Annotated in this window: 20 protein-coding genes; 6 read left to right on the forward strand and 14 right to left on the reverse strand. The window is 64.5% G+C overall.

Going from position 1 to position 21,420, the window contains the following annotated elements:
• Positions 1-117: 117 nt before the first annotated feature.
• Both IVA91_RS18760 and IVA91_RS18765 read right to left on the reverse strand, forming a co-directional pair.
• Positions 118-1,140, reverse strand: a complete 1,023-nt coding sequence (locus tag IVA91_RS18760; protein WP_247459054.1) for a phenylacetaldoxime dehydratase family protein — start codon at positions 1,138-1,140, stop codon at positions 118-120.
• Positions 1,141-1,167: 27 nt separating this feature from the next.
• On the reverse strand, positions 1,168-2,184 hold the full coding sequence (locus tag IVA91_RS18765) for a carbon-nitrogen hydrolase family protein (RefSeq protein ID WP_247275765.1): 1,017 nt from the start codon (positions 2,182-2,184) through the stop codon (positions 1,168-1,170).
• Between the two features lie 196 nt (positions 2,185-2,380).
• On the opposite strand from IVA91_RS18765, the gene IVA91_RS18770 reads away from it, so the two are divergent.
• From IVA91_RS18770 to IVA91_RS18780, 3 genes are all read left to right on the forward strand, one after another.
• Positions 2,381-3,337, forward strand: coding sequence for a helix-turn-helix domain-containing protein (locus tag IVA91_RS18770; RefSeq protein WP_247275764.1), 957 nt, complete (start codon positions 2,381-2,383; stop codon positions 3,335-3,337).
• A 100-nt stretch (positions 3,338-3,437) separates the two neighbouring features.
• A complete protein-coding gene (locus tag IVA91_RS18775) occupies positions 3,438-3,674 on the forward strand; it encodes a hypothetical protein (protein ID WP_247275763.1) in 237 nt (78 codons plus the stop codon).
• Between the two features lie 171 nt (positions 3,675-3,845).
• A complete protein-coding gene (locus IVA91_RS18780) occupies positions 3,846-5,267 on the forward strand; it encodes an MFS transporter (RefSeq protein WP_247275762.1) in 1,422 nt (473 codons plus the stop codon).
• 71 nt (positions 5,268-5,338) lie between these two features.
• Here the strand turns inward: IVA91_RS18780 and clpA are convergent, their stop codons facing one another.
• Together clpA and clpS are read right to left on the reverse strand one after the other, a co-directional pair.
• Positions 5,339-7,747: an ATP-dependent Clp protease ATP-binding subunit ClpA gene (gene clpA, locus IVA91_RS18785; RefSeq protein ID WP_247275761.1), complete on the reverse strand. Its 2,409-nt coding sequence runs from the start codon at positions 7,745-7,747 to the stop codon at positions 5,339-5,341.
• 290 nt (positions 7,748-8,037) lie between these two features.
• Positions 8,038-8,370 carry an ATP-dependent Clp protease adapter ClpS gene (gene clpS / locus IVA91_RS18790; RefSeq protein WP_164934959.1) on the reverse strand — a complete coding sequence of 111 codons (333 nt, stop codon included), beginning with the start codon at positions 8,368-8,370 and terminating at the stop codon, positions 8,038-8,040.
• A gap of 560 nt (positions 8,371-8,930) precedes the next feature.
• On the opposite strand from clpS, the gene IVA91_RS18795 reads away from it, so the two are divergent.
• Positions 8,931-10,784 carry a pilus assembly protein TadG-related protein gene (locus IVA91_RS18795; RefSeq protein ID WP_346015507.1) on the forward strand — a complete coding sequence of 618 codons (1,854 nt, stop codon included), beginning with the start codon at positions 8,931-8,933 and terminating at the stop codon, positions 10,782-10,784.
• A 73-nt stretch (positions 10,785-10,857) separates the two neighbouring features.
• On the opposite strand, the gene IVA91_RS18800 is transcribed toward IVA91_RS18795, so the two are convergent.
• Positions 10,858-11,196, reverse strand: a complete 339-nt coding sequence (locus IVA91_RS18800) for a phasin family protein (RefSeq protein ID WP_247275759.1) — start codon at positions 11,194-11,196, stop codon at positions 10,858-10,860.
• A gap of 387 nt (positions 11,197-11,583) precedes the next feature.
• Between IVA91_RS18800 and IVA91_RS18805 the strand changes: the two genes are divergently transcribed.
• Positions 11,584-13,416 carry a D-alanyl-D-alanine carboxypeptidase gene (locus tag IVA91_RS18805; protein ID WP_247275758.1) on the forward strand — a complete coding sequence of 611 codons (1,833 nt, stop codon included), beginning with the start codon at positions 11,584-11,586 and terminating at the stop codon, positions 13,414-13,416.
• 214 nt (positions 13,417-13,630) lie between these two features.
• Here the strand turns inward: IVA91_RS18805 and IVA91_RS18810 are convergent, their stop codons facing one another.
• The 5 genes from IVA91_RS18810 to IVA91_RS18830 form a co-directional block, all read right to left on the reverse strand.
• Positions 13,631-14,356 (reverse strand): DnaJ domain-containing protein, encoded by a 726-nt coding sequence (locus tag IVA91_RS18810; RefSeq protein WP_247275757.1) that lies wholly within the window; start codon positions 14,354-14,356, stop codon positions 13,631-13,633.
• 72 nt (positions 14,357-14,428) lie between these two features.
• On the reverse strand, positions 14,429-15,175 hold the full coding sequence (locus tag IVA91_RS18815; protein ID WP_247275756.1) for a VWA domain-containing protein: 747 nt from the start codon (positions 15,173-15,175) through the stop codon (positions 14,429-14,431).
• 119 nt (positions 15,176-15,294) lie between these two features.
• Positions 15,295-16,155, reverse strand: a complete 861-nt coding sequence (locus IVA91_RS18820; RefSeq protein ID WP_247275755.1) for an alpha/beta fold hydrolase — start codon at positions 16,153-16,155, stop codon at positions 15,295-15,297.
• Positions 16,156-16,494: 339 nt separating this feature from the next.
• The gene (locus IVA91_RS18825; RefSeq protein WP_247275754.1) at positions 16,495-17,418 is read right to left on the reverse strand and encodes a division plane positioning ATPase MipZ; all 924 of its coding nucleotides are present in this window, start codon (positions 17,416-17,418) and stop codon (positions 16,495-16,497) included.
• Positions 17,419-17,469: 51 nt separating this feature from the next.
• Entirely contained in the window at positions 17,470-17,628 is a 159-nt protein-coding gene (locus tag IVA91_RS18830) for a hypothetical protein (RefSeq protein WP_247420618.1), read from the reverse strand.
• A 74-nt stretch (positions 17,629-17,702) separates the two neighbouring features.
• Between IVA91_RS18830 and panC the strand changes: the two genes are divergently transcribed.
• Positions 17,703-18,554 carry a pantoate--beta-alanine ligase gene (panC, locus tag IVA91_RS18835; protein WP_247420616.1) on the forward strand — a complete coding sequence of 284 codons (852 nt, stop codon included), beginning with the start codon at positions 17,703-17,705 and terminating at the stop codon, positions 18,552-18,554.
• Here panC and IVA91_RS18840 read toward each other — a convergent pair.
• The 4 genes from IVA91_RS18840 to IVA91_RS18855 form a co-directional block, all read right to left on the reverse strand.
• On the reverse strand, positions 18,551-18,991 hold the full coding sequence (locus IVA91_RS18840; RefSeq protein WP_247275751.1) for a DUF1489 domain-containing protein: 441 nt from the start codon (positions 18,989-18,991) through the stop codon (positions 18,551-18,553). The two genes, panC and IVA91_RS18840, sit on opposite strands and share 4 nt — an antisense overlap.
• 42 nt (positions 18,992-19,033) lie before the next feature.
• A complete protein-coding gene (locus tag IVA91_RS18845) occupies positions 19,034-20,020 on the reverse strand; it encodes a hypothetical protein (RefSeq protein WP_247275750.1) in 987 nt (328 codons plus the stop codon).
• A 156-nt stretch (positions 20,021-20,176) separates the two neighbouring features.
• On the reverse strand, positions 20,177-20,380 hold the full coding sequence (locus IVA91_RS18850) for a hypothetical protein (protein ID WP_247275749.1): 204 nt from the start codon (positions 20,378-20,380) through the stop codon (positions 20,177-20,179).
• Positions 20,381-20,673: 293 nt separating this feature from the next.
• Positions 20,674-21,336 (reverse strand): glutathione S-transferase family protein, encoded by a 663-nt coding sequence (locus IVA91_RS18855; protein WP_247275748.1) that lies wholly within the window; start codon positions 21,334-21,336, stop codon positions 20,674-20,676.
• Between the last annotated feature and the right edge of the window lie 84 nt (positions 21,337-21,420).

Genomic DNA, 21,420 nt, shown 5'->3' on the forward strand with positions numbered 1-21,420 from the left:
CCATCCATGCTGGCCTCCCGCCCAGCCAGCATGGTGAATCAGAAACGAACTGATTTGGGAATCCCAAATCGATTCAACCAAACCCCATCCCGCTTTAGCCGATCAGGCGCGGACGGCCTACACCGCCGCCAGCATGCCCGTCTTCGGATGACAGTTCAGATATTCGAAGAACTGCTCGTCGGCGGCAGCCACCGTGACTTCGTGATAGAGCCGCAACTTGGCTGACGGCCCGAGCGTCGACAGATATTTCATCGCGGCGCCGAAAATCTTGAGGTGGGTCGGATGCGACTCCGCCCAGCGTTCGAGCGCAGCGAGACTCTTCCACCAGCTCTGGCCATAGGACTTTTCGCTGACGCTGCCATCAGCCGCGAGCATCCGCATGTAGCGATGGGCGTAACAGCCGATGCCAAGGCCGTCGTCGCGCAGGAAATCCATGCCCTGGCGCAGCACCGGCTCGACGTCGTCGAGATAGAGCTTGCGCTCGGACGTCTCGGTATCGCACCAGTCCTGCCCAGAGCGGATCAGGCAGAGATTGTCGTGCGCCACGACGCGCAGCCGCGCGCCAGCGCGGATCAGCTCCGGTGCGCCGCCTGGCGTCATCGCATCCGTTTGGGACAGCGGAATGCGATCACGCATGCCGCCCCAATACGCGTGCTCCTGCACCTCGCCGCTCATGTCGGCGGCGATTGCGGCGACACCTTCGGGCCGGTCAGGCGAGGAGAACAGCGTCTCGTGCCGCGCCACAATGGGTCGCAGCACCTCGATGAAGGTGCCGATATCGTCTCGCTGACTTCCGGTCCACGCCTCTCGCGCAGGTGCGAACCAGGCATCGAAGCGTGCGACGTCGTCCCAATAACCGACGGAGACAACGTTCTCATGGCCGAACTGGTCGACATAATGCGCGCGGTCCCAGTGGGACGGACCGTTCTCTGCAGCGAAGAGCTCCGCAATTTCTATCAAAGCGTCCGTCGCCGCCGGTGCCACACCGCGATACTGGACACCGAGATAGGCCATCACGACGCGGTTCACGGCTGGCTTGTAGCGCGCCACGAACGACGGATATGGCGGCTGGTAGTCGTCCGGCACGCGCTTGTGGCGCGTGCGCTGGGTTTCGAGATGCAGAGGAATTGCGGATTCCATGATCATGCTTTCCCGTGGTCCCGGCGATCAGCTCGCCGCGGCGGCGATGTCCGTGGGCTCGACCATATCGACCGGCAGCGCAAACTGCTCGACCCGCTTGTACGGCTTGTTGTTGAGCAGGAGCCGCGTCACGTCGGGCCGCGAATAATGCCCGGCGGGATCGGCGGCGTTCTTTGCAACACCGATGGCGCCGAGGTCGATCTCGGCAATCAGGAGACCCTCCTGGTCCGGCGCCAGCTTCTCGCCGATCTGGCTGCCGTCGGGGCCATAGATCGCGGCAAAGCCGCCGCCGGCATGCAGCAGAGCATGCTTGTCGGGCCGGTCGCAAAGCTCGTCGATCATTCCTTGCGACACCGTCGCGCAAGGCGCGAGCACGAAGCAGGAGCCTTCCACCGCGTAAACGCGCGAAGCCGCATTGTTGACCTCGGCGCCGAGCGCCGGCGCGAAGGGATCGTAGAGCGAGAAGCTCGGCCAGGCGGCGACATGCACCTGCTCGTTCTGGGCGTACATCGCGTATTTCGACAGCGGCTGGAGATGCTCCCAGCAGCACAGTGCGCCGAGGCGGCCGATGTCGGCTCTCGCATGCACGGCAAGGTCGCTGCCGTCGCCCTCGCCATAGACGGTGCGCTCGGCATGGGTCGGCCGCAGCTTGCGGCGCTTTGCGATGGTCTCGCCGCCGGGCCCGATCAGCCATTGCGCCAGATAGAGGCTGCCGCCGTCGCGCTCGGACAGGCCGATCACGGCTGTGAGCTTTGCCTTGCGCACGGCCTCGCGCAGCTTTTCAGCCTGCGGGCTGTCATAGGACAGTGAATTGTCGAAATAGCGCTGCACGAAGCCGCGGCCGATCGCCCATGCCGGCGAGTCCATCCAGATATGCCAGGGGTAACCGGGGATGAACGCCTCAGGAAAGGCGACCAGCTTGGCGCCCTTTTCCGCGGCCTCCGTGATCAACGCGATCGACTTGGCGATCGAGGCGTCGAGGTCGAGCCAGGCCGGCGCCGCCTGTACCACTGCCACCTTGTATTTCGGATGTTCGATGCCCATTCCCGCCTCCATCGCCGGTTGATCGGAAGCCACGTCCGATGCAGTCTATTTGGCCAAGCCGGACGGCCGGGCGCTCGACCAGGGCGGAACAAAAACTCGACTGGACGCGCCCGCCAACCGGTACGGGATTTGCCTCCGGGCAGGCTGGATCCGCCAACAGGCGATTTTTGCAGGGTGTGAAAGGGAGGCTCCTCAGATGCCAATCCAGTTCACGACGGACGGCAGCCCCGGCTACCGGCGGCTGGCCCTCTGGCAGGACATTGTCTGCGACGTCTTCGTCGGGCTCGACTGCAAGTCGGACGTTGGTAGCGCCTTTCACGGCTCGGTCACGCAGGCTTCGCTCGGCAGGGCCGTGTGCTCCGAGGTCTGCTCCGACCGCCAGCATGTCTTCCGCACGCCCTCGCGCATCGCGCGCTCTGATCAGGATTTCGTCCTGGTCGCGCTCGGCAATCGCGGGAACGGCGGCGTGGTGCAGGATGGCCGCGAGACCGTGATCCATCCCGGCGAATTCGCGCTGTATGACACCACGCGGCCGTATGAGCTGAAGTTCAACGACAGCTTCACGCAGACCATCTTCAAGGTGCCGCGTGAGATGCTGCAGCGCCGGCTCGGCGGCACCGAGGCACTGACCGCGATTGCGTTCGGCGCCGATGTGCCGCTCGAACGGCTCGCCTATGATTTCATTGTCAGGCTCTGCCAGAGCGCGGACCAACTTGCTCCAAACAACGCGGCCGCACTGTCGGAGCAGGCGGTCGATCTCCTTGCGATGGCGCTCGGCGAGCGGCTCGGCAAGACGTCGCTGCCGTCCTCGACCCATCGCTCCGCCCTGCTCTACCGGCTAAAGGCGCACATCCGCGCGCATCTTGCTGATCCCGACCTCTCGCTCGCGGAGGCCGCGGCCGCGCTCGGCATCTCGCCGCGCTATGTCAACGATCTCCTCGCCGACGAGGACACCTCGTTCCAGCGCCATGTCCTCGCCGAACGCCTCGCCCAATGCAGGCGCGACCTCGCCTCGCCCGTGCTCGCCCATCGCCACATTAGCGAGATCGCCTTCGCCTGGGGCTTCAACGACCTCTCGCATTTCGGCCGCGTCTTCCGCGACCATTTCGGCATGTCGCCGCGCGACTTCCGGCAGAGCCAGTCGCGGCACTGACAGTCCAGTCAGCGATCACCTCGAGCCTTCGCTTCGAGCGAAGGCAGCGCTCGCCAATTCCAAATTGTCTTGCCTGCTGACCTGCCTCAAGCTGGCACGCATGAGGACCGACGCCACCATAAGCGGAACGGAGCTATTGCTTGGTGTGATCGCCATCCGGCTCGCGCTGCTCGTCCTGGTAGGCTGGGGGTTGACGCTCCTGCCGCGGCAGCCGGGTGACTACCAGCTCGCCTGCTTCTCCTCGTCCGCAACGACGATCGAAATCCAGCCCGAGGCGAAAGCGATCGACCCGCGCGTTGCCGACGCGGCCTTCGCTGACATGCTGCGGCACGACTAGGGCATTGCCAAGCCATGCCGGGCTCTCGCGAAAGCGCTCCCGACTCCTTTCTTTTCATGGCGGAAGCCCGGCTCCCGGCAGGGGAACTGTCCGTGTCCTGACGGGTTGCTGTCGATCCGGCAATTTCCTATTCGGAGATGAATCACGGCTCGAATCAACCGCGCCTCCATCATGTCATCCGCCCCGATCGAGCATGCCGACGGCCTGCCGCAGCCGCAGCGCAGCCAGGCGGTGCTGACCATTGCGCTTGGCATCATCATGGCGGTGGTCGACAGCGCCATCGCCAATGTGGCGCTGCCGACGATCGCGGCCGACCTCGATGCGAGCCCGGCCTTCTCGATCTGGATCGTCAACGGTTACCAGCTCGCGATCACGATCTCGCTGCTGCCGCTGGCTTCGCTTGGCGAGATCGTCGGCTATCGTCGCGTCTATCTGGTCGGGCTCGCACTGTTCACGCTCGCATCCGCGTTGTGCGCGCTGGCACACACGCTGCCGCTCCTGACAATCGCGCGCATCATCCAGGGCTTTGGCGCGGCCGGAATCATGAGCGTCAACGCGGCGCTGGTGCGCTTCACCTATCCGCGCAGCCAGCTCGGCCGCGGCATCGGGCTCAACGCGCTCGTGGTCGCCTTCTCGGCCGCGGTTGGCCCGACGCTCGCCGCCGGGATTCTCGCGATCGGAAGCTGGCCCTGGCTGTTCGCCATCAACCTCCCGCTCGGTGCGGTGACATTGCTGATCGGCTTGCGCAGCCTGCCGCACACCAGGCCCGCAAGCCGTTCCTTCGATTGGCAGAGCGCGGGGCTCTCCGCGATCACGTTCGGCGTCGGCATCGCCGCCGTCGACAGCGTCGGCCATGGCGAGGCGGCGGTCACCTGCCTCGTGCAGTTCGCCATCGCCATCGTCGCCGGCGCGCTGCTGATCTATCGCGAAACCCACATGACCTCGCCGCTGTTGCCGATCGATCTGTTGCGCATCCCGGTGTTCGCGCTGTCGATTGCGACCTCGATCGCATCGTTCTGCGGACAGATGCTGGCCTTCGTCGCGATCCCCTTTTATCTGCAGAGCCGCTTCGGCTATTCCGCCGTGCACATGGGCCTCTTGATCACGCCCTGGCCGATCGCGGTGGTTTTCGCCGCGCCCCTCGCTGGCCGCCTTGTCGAGCATTATCCCGCCGGCCTGCTCGGTGGTATCGGGCTCACGCTGTTCGCCTGCGGCCTCGGCGCGCTCGCCTTGCTGCCTGCAACGCCCGCGCCGTTCGACGTGATCTGGCGCATGGCGCTGGCCGGCGCCGGCTTCGGCCTGTTCCAGACCCCCAACAACCGCACCATGATCGCGGCCGCCCCGCGCGAGCGCGCCGGCGGCGCCAGCGGCATGCTGGGAACGGCCCGCCTGCTCGGCCAGACCACCGGCGCGGCACTGGTGGCGCTGTTCCTCGGCCGCTATCCGGTCGAAGGAACCCGGCTGGCGCTCCTCGCCGGTGTCGGCTTTGCACTCTGCGGCGCGGTGCTGAGCATGCTGCGACTGTCGCCCCCGGGCGCGCGCGGCGCCGAGCACGTTCGCGTGCAGGACGACCAGCGCCTGCGGGGTGAATGACGCCGCTACGGTGATGCGAGCAACAAAAAGACCGGCTTTTCAGCCGGCCTTTTCAACTCATCGCGTGCAAATCAGACTTTGACCAGTGGCCCTTTCGAGGTCGGCCCCTTGGAGCCGCCGGGACCGCCCGGCTTGGACTTGCCTGGCGGACGCTTGCGGGCGCCGGGCAGCTTCTCCTGCTTCGGCGTGACCGGGCCCTCAACGAACTCGAAGCCGATCTTCTCCTTGGTCTCGTCGGCCTCGTCCTTGACGAGAACGACACGAACATGGCCGCCGCCCTTGAGCTTGCCGAACAGCACCTCGTCCGCCAGCGGCTTCTTGATGTGCTCCTGGATCACGCGGGCCATGGGACGTGCACCCATCTGCTCGTCGTAACCGTGCTGGACCAGCCAGGTCTTGGCCGGCTCGGACAGCTCGATGGTGACGTCGCGATCGCCAAGCTGCGCCTCGAGCTGAAGCACGAACTTCTCGACGACGGTGCCGATCACCTCGACGCTGAGATGGCTGAACGAGACGATGGCATCGAGGCGGTTGCGGAATTCCGGCGCGAACTGCCGGTTAATCGCCTCGTGGTCGTCGCCTTCCCGCTTCGAACGGGTGAAGCCGAACGCCTGCTTGGCGAGATCCGCCGCGCCCGCATTCGTGGTCATGATCAGGATCACGTTGCGGAAATTGACCTGCTTGCCGTTGTGGTCGGTAAGCCGGCCGTGATCCATGATCTGGAGCAGCACGTTGTAGAGATCGGGATGCGCCTTCTCGATCTCGTCCAGCAGCACCACGCAATGCGGATGCTGGTCGACGCCGTCGGTGAGCAGGCCGCCCTGGTCAAAGCCGACATAGCCGGGAGGCGCGCCGATCAGGCGCGACACGGTGTGCCGCTCCATGTACTCCGACATGTCGAAGCGCAGCAGCTCGACGCCGAGCGTCGCCGCGAGCTGCTTTGCGACCTCGGTCTTGCCGACGCCGGTCGGACCCGAGAACAGGTAGCAGCCGATCGGCTTCTCCGGCTCGCGCAGGCCAGCACGCGCCAGCTTGATCGAAGCGGCGAGCGACTCGATTGCCCTATCCTGGCCGAAAACGGTGCGCTTTAAGGTCTGCTCGAGATGCTTGAGCACCTCGGCATCGTCCTTCGACACGCTCTTCGGAGGAATCCGCGCCATCGAGGCGATCGTGGTCTCGATCTCCTTGATGCCGATGGTCTTCTTGCGCTTGTTCTCGGAGACCAGCATCTGTGCCGCACCGGATTCGTCGATCACGTCGATCGCCTTGTCCGGCAGCTTGCGGTCGTGGATGTAGCGCGAGGAGAGCTGGACGGCGGCCTCGATCGCCTCGTTGGTGTATTTCAGCCGGTGGTAGTCCTCGAAATACGGCTTGAGGCCCTTGAGGATCGCGATCGCATCCTCGACCGTCGGCTCGTTGATGTCGATCTTCTGGAAGCGCCGCACCAGCGCACGGTCCTTCTCGAAGTGCTGACGGTATTCCTTGTAGGTGGTCGAGCCCATGCAGCGGATGGTGCCCGAGGCCAGCGCCGGCTTGAGCAGGTTCGATGCGTCCATCGCCCCGCCCGACGTCGCACCCGCACCGATCACGGTGTGGATCTCGTCGATGAACAGGATGGCGTTGGGGTGCGCCTCGAGCTCCTTCAGCACCTGCTTCAGGCGCTCTTCGAAGTCGCCGCGATAACGCGTGCCGGCGAGCAGCGTGCCCATGTCGAGCGAGAACACCGTCGCGGCCGCCAGCACCTCCGGCACCTCGCTGTCGACGATGCGCTTGGCGAGGCCTTCCGCGATCGCGGTCTTGCCGACGCCGGCTTCGCCGACGAACAGCGGGTTGTTCTTCTGCCGGCGGCACAGCACCTGGATCGCGCGGTTGATCTCGGAATTGCGTCCGATCACCGGGTCGATCTTGCCGTCGCGGGCCTTCTTGTTGAGGTTGACGCAATAGGTCTCGAGCGCCTCGCCCTTCTTCTTGGCGTCCTCGTTGCCCTTGGCCTCCGTCTCCTCGTCGACGCCGCGCACGGGCCGCGCTTCGGAGACGCCTGGCCGCTTGGCGATGCCGTGGCTGATGTAGTTGACCGCGTCATAGCGCGTCATGTCCTGCTCCTGCAGGAAATACGCGGCATGGCTCTCGCGCTCGGCGAAGATTGCGATCAGCACGTTGGCGCCGGTCACCTCTTCGCGACCGGACGACTGCACGTGGATCACCGCGCGCTGGATCACGCGCTGGAAGCCGGCGGTCGGCTTGGCGTCGTCGGCGCCATCCGTCACCAGGTTCTCGAATTCGGTCTCAAGATAGTTGACGAGACTCGTGCGGAGCTTGTCGAGATCGACGCTACAGGCGCGCATGACGGCGGCTGCATCGGAGTCGTCGATCAAAGAGAGCAATAGATGCTCGAGCGTCGCGTATTGGTGATGACGCTCGTTTGCGATCGCCAGTGCACGATGCAGGGATTGTTCAAGGCTTTGGGAAAAAGTCGGCATTCGCGTCCTCTATGGCCCCCACCATCATGATCGTCATCGCCCGGTCAGGCAACAACAACCTTTCTCACATATAGTTATACAAGAGCGCGGCGAAAGACCGGTTCCGCGACTCAGGCGGCTGCACACAAGGCCGGCATTTTCGATGCAAGACCCGTTCCGATTTGGGCGGGATCGGCGCCGGCACAGAATTCCGTAGTTCTGCCGGCTGCAGCGGATGCCGCGCGCAGACCTCGCGCGACGATCACACCGCCACTACGCAAGAGCCGGCTTCAAGCGCGCCGTGAGGCATCTTACTTCTTTTCCATCACGCATTGCAGCGGATGCTGGTGCTTGCGGGCGAAGTCCATCACCTGCGTCACCTTGGTCTCGGCAATCTCGTAGGTGAATACGCCGCACTCGCCGATGCCGTGATGATGGACGTGCAGCATGATCTTGGTCGCAGCCTCGACGTCCTTTTGGAAGAATTTCTCCAGTACATGGACGACGAATTCCATCGGCGTGTAGTCATCGTTGAGGATCAGCACACGATACAGGTTCGGCCGTTTGGTCTTCGGCTTGACCTTTGTAATGACCGACGTGTTCGGCCCGGAAGGGCCGCCCGAACGGTTTTCGTCGTTGCTCATCCGGGGAGCGGAGGCGGCGGTGACCGCTGGCAGGTCCAGTCTGGAAGTCAGTTGCGGCATGGCACAGGCGTTCAAATTCCCCAGGGAAGCGAATGACGGTCTGCGGCGCAGCTCAGTACCTCGGAGCCTCGCACAAGCGCGCCGCCTTTCCGGATCGCCGCTTCCGAGCGGTCCGGTCCGAACCGGATCGTTCGCTAGCAATATGGCCCTGCCCCCGGCTCGCCGCAAGCGTGCAAAGGTTTGGCCGATGCGGCCGCGGCGGTCCCGATTCCCGGCCCGGCGATCCAAACCAAGGTTAATCAATCCGGATCGATTTGACAAAAATTTCCACTGTGACTGTTTGGACCTGTTGACCAGGAACCCGGCCGTTAGCGCGACTGCGGCGGTTTCGACGGGATATCTCCGGCTTTCTACGGTCCCATTTACCGACCCTTCAAGGGCCTGGGGCGAAATCGGGCAAACCACAGATTTCGGGGGTCGTCATGCTTCACCTGCCCGTTGTCCGCCGCATTGGTCGACAGCTCGCCAGCTTCGGGAAGGCCGAGCAAGGCAACATCGCGGTGATCTTCGCCATCGCGCTCGTCCCAGTGCTGACCTTCGTCGGTGCCGCGATCGATTACAGCCGGGCCACCCGCGCGCGATCGTCAATGCAGGCCGCCCTGGATTCGACCGCGCTGATGCTGTCGAGGGACCTGACAGCCGGTACCATCTCCCAGTCCCAGATCAGCCAGAAAGCGGCAGACTATTTCAAGGGCCTGTTCGCCGGTAGCGAAGCCGCGGACACGGCAGCAAAGACAAGGGTTCAGCTAACGGCAACCTACACTGCGGCGACCACAAGCGCGGCAGCGAAGATCCTTCTGGAAGGCTCCAGCTACATCGATTCCATGTTCATGCAGATCGCCGGCTATCCGACGCTCGGCTTCAATACCACGTCGACCGCAACCTGGGGCAACGCGAAGATGCGCGTGGCGCTCGCGCTCGACAACACGGGGTCGATGGCTCAGAACGGAAAAATGACGGCATTGAGGAATGCAGTGGCCGGAAGCGGCGGCCTGATCGACCAGCTCAGCGCGCTCAGCAAGAACGATGGCGACGTCTACATTTCACTCGTTCCTTTTGCCAAAACCGTCAATGTCGGAGCAAGCAATTACGGCCAGAGCTGGATTGACTGGACGGACTGGCTCAATCCGCCCACCGCACAGCCGGCGAACGTGGTCGGGAATTACCAGGCGAGTCTTCCGATGAATTGGCACGCAGTGGGACCCGGGGCGCGCTGCCCCTGGTCAAACAACAGCGGCGGCTTCTACTGCACGAGCGGAGCGACCAACAACAGCTCGAAATACACGGTCAGTGGCGTCAACGTTGTTCCCCCGAGCGGCTACATCTGCCCGGGCGTCGACGCCAATTCCCACACCATGTACAACGGCTGCTGGGAGAGCAAGTCTGCGGGCAATGGAACGTTCTGCTCCGGCAGCTCAAGCTGCAGCTGCCCGCTCGATGCCTCGGGCAACAGCGTCTCCGGTTGCAGTTGCACCGGCAGCGGCAACGGAAAATCGTGCACCGGCCAGCTCTATACCCACGATTGGACACAGCCTGGGCCGAACGACCTCACCCATAACCTGAATCAGCCGCGGGTGAGCGCCGTCGTCGGCTTCGCCAACAACAAATGGACTGCCAGCAACCCGACCCCCACCGTTCAGAACAATTGGCAGCAGGCATCCACCAACCCGATCAACACATGGACGGGCTGTATCGCTGATCGCACCCAGCCCAACGACGCAACCGGTACGTCCCCTTCGTCGTCCAATACCGCAACGCTGTTCCCGGCCAACCAATATTTCGAAAACAGCACCGCCTATTGCAGCGACAGCTCTTCGCCCCAGCTCAAGCCGATCATGCCGCTCACCTACAATTGGAGCGCATTGAAGACGGCGGTCAACGCCATGCAACCCACCGGCGGCACAAATCAGGCGGTCGGCCTGGCTTGGGCCTGGCAATCTCTGCTGCAGGGCAATCCCCTGAACGCGCCCGCAGAGACTGGAACCGTCAACACCACTTACAATCGGGTGATCATCCTGTTGTCTGACGGTCTCAATACCGAGGACCGCTGGCCGGCATATGGCAACGGCAGCAATCAGACCACCACCTACGGCAACAGCACCTTCCCCGGCTCGATTGACGCCCGACAGCAAGTCCTGTGCGACAACCTGCACAACGCCAAGGATTCCAATGGCGCATCGATGTACACGATTTACGCAATCCAGGTGAACACCAGCGGCGACCCGACTTCGGCCATCCTCAAATATTGCGCGAGCAGCCCGGACAAGTTCTACGAGATCAAGAGCTCGACCGAGATCGCGACCATTTTCAATACGATCGGAACCGCGCTGAGCAAGCTGCGCCTGGCGAGGTGATCAACGTTTCCCACCGGCAAAAAAAGCCCGGCTGATCAGCCGGGCTTTTCGATTCCAAGACGTCCCGGAAAGCTCAGTTCGCAGCCGGGGTGAACTTCGACACAATGGTCTCGACCGGCTTGAGCGCCTGCTTGGCGAGGTCGCTGTAGAGACCGGCGATCTTCTGCGATTCCGCAACGAAGGTCTCGTAGGCGGAACGGGCGAAATCGGTCTGCGCTTCCATCGCCTTGTCCAGCGACTTCACGCCCGAGAGCTTTTCGACGAAGGACTTGGTGTCTTCGAACGACTTCTTGGTGTAGTCGCCATAAGCGCTCGCGATCGCCTGAAGGCCGTGCTGCACGGAGGTCGCGGAGGCGACGCACTGCTCGAACTGCTCTTTCCCGTAGTTCTGAAAGTCTTCAACCTTGAACATGTCGGAATCCTTTTCCCTGGCTCTCGTCGGGAAGCCCCGGCTCCCTGACTTTGCCTACAATTAGTGCAGCGCACAAAAAAGTCAAGAATCTTGTGCGTCGCACAAAAGCAGATTTAAATCGCGAAGATTCCCGGGGTTTTCCGCAAGGGTTCCTTAAGCTTTTGGAAACCGCGGCCCCCTACCCTGATTCCCTGGACGTGTTCACTTTCGCAGGCGGCCAAAGCCGTTTGAGAACATCACCTTAGCCAGAACAGCGGCTCAGGTCCAAACGTCCCCCGCGGTGAACATCAGCGGAGGGACAGCCTGAGCAGGTAATGATCCCGGGTCGATTGGGCACAATTTTGCCTCACGAGCCGGTGATCAAGTCAGAAACGGGGACGGGGTTCCATGCTTCGTAACAACTTGTCTGCCTCGCGCTTGGCGCGGGTTGGCGTTTTCGGGCTTCTTACGGTCACCACCGTAATCATCGTCACCACCGACGCTGCCGAAGCACGGCGCCACCGGCGCCATTACGCGCACCATCGGGTGCAGCGCGAGGTGTCCGAGAGCTCCAGCTCAAAATTTGCGTCCATCATTGTCGACGGCAATTCCGGCACGGTGCTCCAGTCGACCAGCCCCGACGCACTGCGTCACCCCGCCTCGCTCACCAAGATCATGACGCTCTACTTGCTGTTCGAGCGCCTCGAATCCGGCAAGCTGAAGCTCGACAGCGAGATGCCGGTGTCGCAGCATGCCGCCGACCAAGATCCGACCAAGCTCAACCTCCGCCCCGGCCAGACCATCCGCGTCGAGGACGCGATCAAGGGCCTCGTGACGCGTTCCGCCAATGACGCCGCCGTGGTGATCGCAGAAACGATCGGCGGCGACGAGAGCGATTTCGCCCAGATGATGACGCGCAAGGCACGCGCGCTCGGCATGTCCAAGACCGTCTATCGCAACGCTTCGGGCCTGCCGAACGACGAGCAGGTGACGACCGCACGCGACCAGGCCACGCTCGGCCGCGCCATCCAGGAGCGCTTCCCGCGCTACTATCGCTACTTCGCGACCGCCTCGTTCAACTGGCGCGGACAGTCGATCCGGAACCACAATCACCTGCTCGGCAATGTCGAGGGCGTGGACGGCATCAAGACCGGCTACACCCGCGCTTCCGGTTTCAACCTCGTCACCTCGATGCGCCGCGGCAATCGCCATCTGATCGGCGTTGTGCTCGGCGGCCGCAGCGGCAGCTCCCGCGACGCGATCATGCGCAATCTGCTCGCGGAGAATCTCGAGAAGGGCGCGACCACCCACACCGTCGCCGCCGTCACCGAGCGCAACGGCGCCGACGCCAGTGCCGAGGTCGCCGACGCCTCGGATGCTCCACGCTCTGCCCCGCAGGTCCAGGCCGCGGCGGCCCCTGCTCCCGAGGCCGCCTCGTCCCGCCTTGCCGCGCGTCTGTCGACGCTGGCGGCTGCGACTGCCGCGATGCCGCCGGCTCAGGCCAAGCCTGAAGTTCGCCCGGCTGAAGCCAAGATCGAGCCGGCGCCGCTCACCAATGGCGTGATCTCAAGCCAGCCGCTGTCCATCATCCCCGGCTCGTCCGAACCGATGAAGCCGGTCCGGGTCAAGACCGTTCAGGTCAAGGCCGGCGCCGTGAAAGTCGCCTCCGCTGCCCCGGCGCAGGTGTCGCCACCGGTCACGAACACCATTCCGTCCCGGTCCGATGTCCCGGAAACGTCCGGCGCCGTCGTCGCCCGGGCCGATCTCATCAACAGGCCCGAAATCCCGAGCCAGCCGGAAGCGCCGAAGTCCGAGATCGCCCGCACCGAGCTGCCACGGCAGCCGGCGGGCTTCGGCACCGGCAACGGCATCCTCGGCGTGCTGCCAGCCGCACCCGCCGCCGCTCCCGCCCCGGCCGCTCCGAAGCTTGCTTCCGCCGATCCGGCGCCGCGGCCAATCCAGATGAGCGCCACGACCAAGCCAGTCGTCACCCACAGCGGCTGGATCGTCCAGGTCGGTGCGCTCGAGAGCGAGAGCGAAGCCCAGCAACGCATCGACGCCGCCCGCAGCTCGGCCCGCGGCCTGCTCAGCAAGGCCGACCCGTTCACCGAGCCGGTCGTCGCCAAGGACAATCGCAAGCTCTACCGTGCCCGCTTCGCCGGGCTCGAGCGCGACCAGGCCGAAGCGGTCTGCCGCACCCTGAAGCGCGCCGAAATCTCCTGCATCACCGTGCGCAACTGATCTCTCGAGTCTCTCAAAGCAAATGCCCGCCTTGCGCGGGCATTTTCGTTTTGGGGTGACGCCGAGGCTGTTCCGCGACAACCTCTCGTCAACAATTTACGGTTAAAACTTTCCTCAAGGGATCGACCACGCCGACAATGGCGGGCATCGGGGCGACGGCAGACAGAGCAAGCGGAGCTCACGCGGTACGGGCGTTTGTAGCGTGGTGCCGGAGTTAGCCGTTATGCGTACGAAGCAGAGTATCCTTGGCCTCGTTTACACGGGCAGCGAGATACGTCGAGCCCCCCTGGTCGGGATGGAGTTTCTTCATCAGGGACTTGTGAGCCCTGCTGATGTCGTCACGCCCCGCGCCCGGCTGCAAGCCAAGGATCTGATAGGCCTCCTCCGCCGTCATTTTGCCGCTCGCCGCCGTGCGACGCTGCCGCCCTGCCGCATCGCCCTGCGCGTTCTGACGCCAAGCGGGAAACCGGCGGTCCAGATAGCTTTCAAGTAAGGCCACACTCTCGGCATCGAACGCCGGCACCATCGCCAGCAGGCCGGCAAGATCGAACTCGCCGAGATCGCGCCCGGCATGAGGTCCGGCAACGATCCGGCCTGTCAGCTGGCCGGTGTCGTGGTCGAGCCGCATGTCGAGGAATTGCGAACGCACGCGCGAGGCCTGTCCGGAGGCGCGCGTCGCGCCGCCGCCGAACAGCCCTCCGACATTGCCGAAGCCGGCGTTGGCCAAGGGTGTCCAGCCGAGCAGCCCGGCGCCGAAGATGCCGAGCGGAATCGCGACCGCCAGTTCTCCCCGCAGACCCGTGAACGCTGCGACCGCCAGCGCCACCACGCCGCCACCGAGCTTGATGGTGCGCGCCAGCACCGCCGGATTGGCGGAGCGGAACATCTGGAGCAGCAGATAAAGCGTGATAACGGCGACAGCGCCGGCGAGCAGGGTCATGGGCGGAATATAGTCGCGCTCTCGGCAAAATGCATCGCGTTCAGCTTCCGCAGCCGGTCGCCAGCCTGATCGCTACCTCATCTGGCCGATCAGCTTCGCCGCAGCGCTCGCGCTCTTCGCCAATTCCAGCAGCGCTTCACGGCCGCCGGCGGCGTAAGCCGCGGCCGCCCGCAACAGCTCGCGCAACTGCGCCGCCGCGCCAGGATCGAACCGGCACCAGGCACCGCCGGTCAGGCGCGCGATCTCGCGAAAGGTCCGCTCGGCCACGGCGTCATGGCCTTCCTGAAACACAAACACCGGCACCTTGAGCATGCCAAGCTCGCCGGCCCTGGCGCAGAGTTCGTCGGCGTTCTCCTCCATGGCATCGCCAACGAAGACGACGGCCCGCACGCCGGACGCGACGGCCTCGCGCCGGGCCTCGCTCAGCACCTTGCCGATCTGGGTGTCGCCGCCGCGGCAATCGATCTTGCTCATCAGCGTCGCAAGCCTGGCGCTGTCGGAGATCCACGCCGTCGCACGGCATTCGTTGAAGCCGCGATAGTAGACGAGCCGGACGTCGAGGCTGCCGAGCGCCGCAGTCTCGCGAAACATGTCGGCTTGGAGCGCGCAGGCCATGTCCCAGGTCGGCTGCCGGCTCATCGTCGCATCCAGCGCGAAGATCAGCCGCCCCCTCGCGCCGGGCGCATGCGGTGACAACGCACGCGCCTTGGCGACAAAGGCGGCAATGTCATCCGAGGTGGACGTTCCGGCCTGCGGCACTGCGCCGCCGGCTTTCGTCGAGACGGCATCGCCGCGCGGTTTGATGGGGTCGCCCGACATCGCTGCTCAACCATGCGTGGGCGATTAATGTGGTGGGCGCGGACAGCCCGGTCAATGTGCAAAGCCTCCGCGGACGTAAGCCGGCGGAGGCTTCGAGATCGGTATCAATGAGGGAGGCGTCAGCTCTTGGCAGGCGCCATCAATGCAACTGGACCCGGCTCGAGAATCTTGGGCGGAGACGATTGCGTGTCGACCGGTCCGACGTCGCTGTCGGTGGCGCTCAGGAACCTGTCGAGCATGCTCTGGATCGAGTTCTTGGCCGCATCCGGACCGGTGTCGCGCATGTCATTATGTTGGAACTCGGTCTTCACGACCTGAATGCCCGCCTTCTCGCACTCCTCGTCCGTGGGGATCACGCCCGCATCGGCCTTGAACTGGGGATCGGTGGAACGGAACGACAGGATCTTGAATTTGCCGGCCGTGACGAAGGGAACGCGCAGATTGTCGAGCGTGACGACCTTCTTGACCTCATCCGGATACTGCTTGGCGAAATACATCGTGATGTCGCCGCCCATGGAGTGACCGACCATGGTCACCTTGTCGTAGTCGGCATTCGGCTGGACCTTCTTCATCTCCTGCATGGCGAGATGAATGTTGGCGACGCCGCGCAGGATCTGCGGCAGCCGGCCGACATAGAGCTCGCCCGGCTTGGTCACCATCGGAGGGTCGGTCGGCAAATCATGCTGCGGGCTCACGACCATGTAGCCGCGCGCAGCGAAGATGTTGGCGAGGAAGCCGTACTCGGTGTTCTTGACGGTGTTGCCATGATTGATCACGGCGACAGGCAACTTAATCATGCCGGCGTTGGCCTGCATTTCCTTGTCGCGGCGCACCGCGATGTGGACGGGCACCGGGCGATTGTCGCGCGAAGCGTCGTAGAAGGTGATGGTCTCGTGCTTGATGGCCCACTTGCTCGCCGTGAAATAGGCGATGCCGCAGAGAGCACTGACCGAAACCAGAACGGCAATTCCACGCTTCATCTTCGTCCTCAGCCGCAGGCTCTTGCGGCCTGATCCCTGTTGAAAATCGTGTTCTCCGGGGCTCTTTGTCCCCTTGTCGCCTATTCCCTAATATATGTCACAGCAGCGTGACAGGAAGGCTAAATATTGTGAACCGGCAGCCCTTTCATTGTGCGTCGCACACGTTTGTTGGGCACCCTTTGTCATAAGGCTTCGTCAGGGTGCAGGTCACCATCCGACGCAACCGGGCCCGATCGGGTTCAATTCGTAGTCAACGTGAGATGAAAACGCGCGGAGCGCGGACCGAGTTCCCGCGGCAACTGGCTCGGATTTGACGGAAAGTAGCAATATACCGCGGCCTCAGGCGCCGAGGATGTCGTGGACCTCGAGCGGCTTGTCGACCTGATTGAACCATTCGGCACGGTTGGCGGCGCGGCGGCGGCCGCGCTCATCGAGCGGCAGCTTGAGCTGGCGGAGCAGGCTGGTCACCTCCTCCCGCGCGGTGAGATGGCCGAGATTGGGCCGCATGCCGAGCGTGGCCTCGTCGATCTCGTCGAGGGCGGTCAGGCCACGCGGGAAGAATTCGCGATAGACGACACGTTCGGCGAAGCCGTCGACGTAGCGGAAGCCGAGCCGCAGCGACAAATCCTTCAACCCCTCGGCGACGAGCTGCTTGTTGCGGGAGCCGAGCATCGACAGGCGGTTGCGCACCACGATCCAGTCGGTGGTCGCGCCGTCGAGCTGGCGGCGCTTGCGCCTGACGTCGCGCACCATCTCCGCGTAATGGCTCTCCCCCGTGACCGCGTAGTTGGCGGCATCGACGGTGCCGAGCACGTCGAAATCGAGAAAGCTGTCGTTGATCGGCGTCACCAGCGTGTCGGCCATCGAATGCGCCAGCCGCATCAGGTAGCTGTCGGTGCCGGGCGTATCGATGACGATGAAGTCGAAGCTGCTTTCGACTGCCGAGACCGCCTCCATGAATTGCAGGAACTCGGCATTCTCGTTCTCGGCGATCTGCATGGTCTCGCCGAGCTTGATGCAGCGATGCACCGGCAGCTCGAGGTCGAGCTTGGTGCGGCGCGCCCAGGCTGAACGGTTGCTGATGTAGCGGGTAAAGCTCTGCTGGCGGCAGTCGAGATCGATGGTGGCGACGCGCTGGCCGGCCTTCAGGAGCGCAACCGCGATGTGCAGGGCGGTCGTCGATTTTCCGGAGCCGCCTTTCTCATTGCCGAGCACGACCACATGCGCCGAGCCGGATTGGCCTTGGCTAGCCTGCACAAGCATGGCGATCCTCAATACCCCTAACGAATATCTTCGAGTTGACCGCATCGGCGGTCAAGTGAAATGCGTGACAGGTAATGCAAATTGCAATGCGCCGTTCTTCGTTATGAATTGCGGCGGCATCTTTTCGTCTGTGGTCCAGCCCACAATGTCGCGACATTCTGCGCAGCCTTGGCCGGGATGCTGTGCCGCATCCGGATGCATGGTGTCCATGATCGCCGCTTGTTAAGGTTAGCCGGTCGCGCGCCGGCCGCACCCGCACTGATTCCCAACCCTATCGAGTCCTGATGTCATCAAGTCCCTTGATCGCCCGCACGGTCCCTGCCCTGCGGCGCGCCGTCGACACTCTCCGCAAGCGAAAGGCCACGATCGCACTGGTCCCGACCATGGGGGCACTCCATGATGGGCATGTGTCGCTGGTTCGCCTCGCCAAGCGACGCGCGAGCCGCGTCGTGGTGTCGATCTTCGTCAACCCCACTCAGTTCGCCCCGACCGAGGATTTTGGCGCCTATCCGCGCACCTGGAAGGCCGACATCGCCAAGCTCGCGGCCGAGGACGTCGATGTAGTCTGGCACCCCGGCGTCGAGGCCATGTATCCGGAGGGCTTTGCCACCCGCATCGTGCCGGAGGGGCCGGCGCTGGCCGGGCTCGAGGACCGCTTCCGCCCGCATTTCTTCGGCGGCGTCGCCACCGTCGTCGGCAAGCTGTTCACGCAATGCCGGCCCGACTTTGCGATCTTCGGCGAGAAGGATTTTCAGCAGCTGCGGGTGGTGGCGCAGATGGCGCGGGATCTCGACCTCGGCGTCAAGGTCATCGGCTCCCGCACCGTGCGCGAGCGCGACGGGCTCGCGATGTCCTCGCGCAACGTCTATTTGTCACCACAGGAGCGGCAGACCGCAATCACGCTTTACCGCGCCATGAAGGAGAGCGCCGGGCGCATCCGTGCAGGCGATGCGATCGCGCCCGCCATGGCCGGCGGCGCCGAGATGATCAAGGCGGCCGGTTTCGCCCTCGACTATTTCGAAGCCCGCCATGCCGCGACGCTGGCGCCGGTCACCTCGCGCAAGGACGGACCCTTGCGGATCCTGGTCGCGGCCAAGCTCGGCACCACCCGGCTGATCGACAATATCGCGGTTTAGAGCAATCCGAGATCACGCAGCTCGCGCCGCATCGGCTCCGGCATCGCCGCGATCGAGCCGGCGGCGGACTTGCCGAGATCGGCGGGCACCGAATCATCGGTCAGATAGCGCCAGCCCTGGAACGGGCGCATCGGCCGCGGCGACACCGAGATCACCTTCGGCTGCATCACGATCCGGCAGCGCCCGATGCCGTCCTTATCACGGAACGGCTCGATCCCGATGATCTTCTCCCGCGCGGCGATCTCGCCCTTGATGACCCAATAGAGCGAACCGCCCGAGAGGATCTCGGCGTCGCGCTTGGGCACCATGCGGGTGATGTGGATGTGACGTTGCGGCAGACCCTTCTTCTTGGCGGTCTGCATCCGTTCGGCGATCCACTCCTTCAATTCCTTGACGGAGTCGCAGCCGACAGCGAGCTTGATCAGGTGTAGCGGCATGCCCCAGCATTAGCCGGGCAGCCGCGCATTTGGAATGCCGATCTACTCGTTATCCGCAGCCGCTGGAGCAGCCGCCGAGGCTGGCGGGGGCGCGAGCGGAACCGGCGCTGCGGGAGAACGCGCTGCCTTTGGAGCAGGCGGCTTCTTCGCGGCCGATGCAGTTGGTGCCGCAGGCGCTGCGGCCTGTGCCGAGGCCGCTGCCGGCGCGCGCGCTGCCGGCGCTGCGTTTGCGGCCGGTGCCGCCTGGCGCGTCGCCGCGGTCGGCGGCTCCGGATTCATGATGCTGACCGGCGGCGTCGACGAGGCGCTCGGGAACTCGGCATTGGTCGGCTTGCCCGTCGGCATCGACGGCGGCAATCCGGAAAGCGCGCCGGTAGCCGGCATCGCCAGCGCCGTTGCGGGCGCGTTCCAGGTCGGCGCATAGCGCGCAACCAGCGTGTCGTAGCGATGGGAATCCATGTTGGCGGCGACCTGCTGCTGGTCGGTCAGCGAGCGGAACGCAGCGCAATCGAACTGCGTGCAGCCGTCGCGCGCGACCAGCACATGGGCGACGAGGCCGTAGCGATCACGCTCCAGCGATTTGCGCAGCACCTTCAGGTCCAGCGTCAGGCTCTTCTCGGCCGTGGCGACGTCGCCGAGCGCGGTCAGCCGGTCGATCCTGGCGGCGGTATAGGAGACGGCGGCAGCCGCTGCCTCAGGCGCGCCGAACAGCGCCTTCTCGCAGCCAACGGCCACGGCATCGCCGGCGAGATCGTCGAGGCAGGACAGCGCCGGCAGGCTCGCCGTTACCGCCTGCGCGCGCGCTTCGGCCGGGGTGGCCTGCCCCTCTGAACCATAGACGCGCACCGTGGCCGCCCCGGCGATCGCAATGGACAGCAGCGTGATCACGGTCAACGCGCCGTTGGCGACCGACCTGTCGGCGCGCAGCAGCGTGATCAGCAGGATCAGCCCGAAGAATCCGGCAGCCAGCAGCGTCATCCACATCGGGAAGGCCGGCCAGCGCCAAATTTGGTCGAGCGACCAGGTCATACGCGACGTCCTCTCACGCGAGCAAAGAGCGAATGGTCAAGCGAGCACCGCGAGTCGGCAACTGCCCCCGCCCCACCTTGCGAAGCCGAAGCGGGCCTTTTGACGGCGAGAGGATACAATTCCGGGAGGCGCCAATGCGCAGGGTAGCGTCCGTCTTCAGGAGAGCGCGAGCTGGCTTTCCTTGGCGACGCGCTCGAAGGCTTCGGTCGAGCTCTTGATCCGGTACTGGCAGTCGTCGCCATCGGTCGGCAGCAGACGGATGATCTCATACGCGCCGCTGGCAGCCGGACGCGCCACATTGCTGGCCGTGAACAACACGCGCGTTCCCACGGGGAATTTGTGCTTCAACACCCTCTCCATCACTCAAACAGCGCCTGCCTCGCCCAGTGTCCCACTGCGATGGCCGGCCGGAAACCCGGGCCGTCGTATAGCACGAGCCCCGCCCGTTTGGCCAGCGTCATGCCGGCATGACAACCGCGCCAATTTGACAGTCTTTTCAGAACGATAGAGATGGACCGGCGGGCCGATGATACCGCCGGAGCAGCCCCGTCCGGCGGCATGTCGCAGCCGGATGTCGCAGCGTGGGGAATCACGGCGGTGGCAGGAGCGCCGCCAGCCGGCGCGCGGGCCGGCCTTCCCGTCCGGACCAGCGGTCAGGCGTCCTCGAACTTCTCGATGCGAAGCGTTTCGGCGAGCCCGTCCCGGGTCCATTCCTGGAACGCCGGCAGCGCCTGCATCGTGTCCATGTAGGCCTTGGTCTCGGGCGTGACCTCGATCGCATAGGTGCGGAAGCGGTGCACGACCGGCGCGTACATCGCATCCGCCGCGCCGAAGCGGCCGAACAGGAACGGTCCCTTGGCGCCATACCGGGTCCGGCACTCGCGCCAGATCTCCTGCACGCGCGCGATATTGGCCTTGGCGTCCGCCGACAACGTCACCGGGCGCACGGGGCGGTGCAGGTTCATGCCGCATTCGTTACGTAAGGCCATGAAGCCGGAATGCATCTCGGCGCACACCGACCGGGCATAAGCGCGCGCGGCGACATCGTCGGGCCACAGCTTTTTCTCCGGGTAGCGCTCGGCGATGTATTCGATGATGCTGAGCGAGTCCCACACCGTGATGTCGCCATCGACCAACACCGGCACCTTGCCGGCGCGGCTGAAGGACAGGATCTGCTCCTTGTCGGCGGGATTGTCGGTGTAGAGCGGGATGACGGTCTCCACGAAGGGGATGTCGCTGGCGCGCAGTGCAAGCCAAGGCCGCATCGACCATGACGAGTAGTTCTTGTTGCCGATCGCGAGTTTCAGCGCAGCCATGTCGTCAATCCTCCCCGAGACGTCCTGAAGCGAGCTGCTTTTAACGCCATAGCCTGCCCCCAATCAATCGTTGCCGCGCCTTGC

Source organism: Bradyrhizobium sp. 153 (assembly GCF_023073835.1).
Classification (GTDB): Bacteria; Pseudomonadota; Alphaproteobacteria; order Rhizobiales; family Xanthobacteraceae; genus Bradyrhizobium.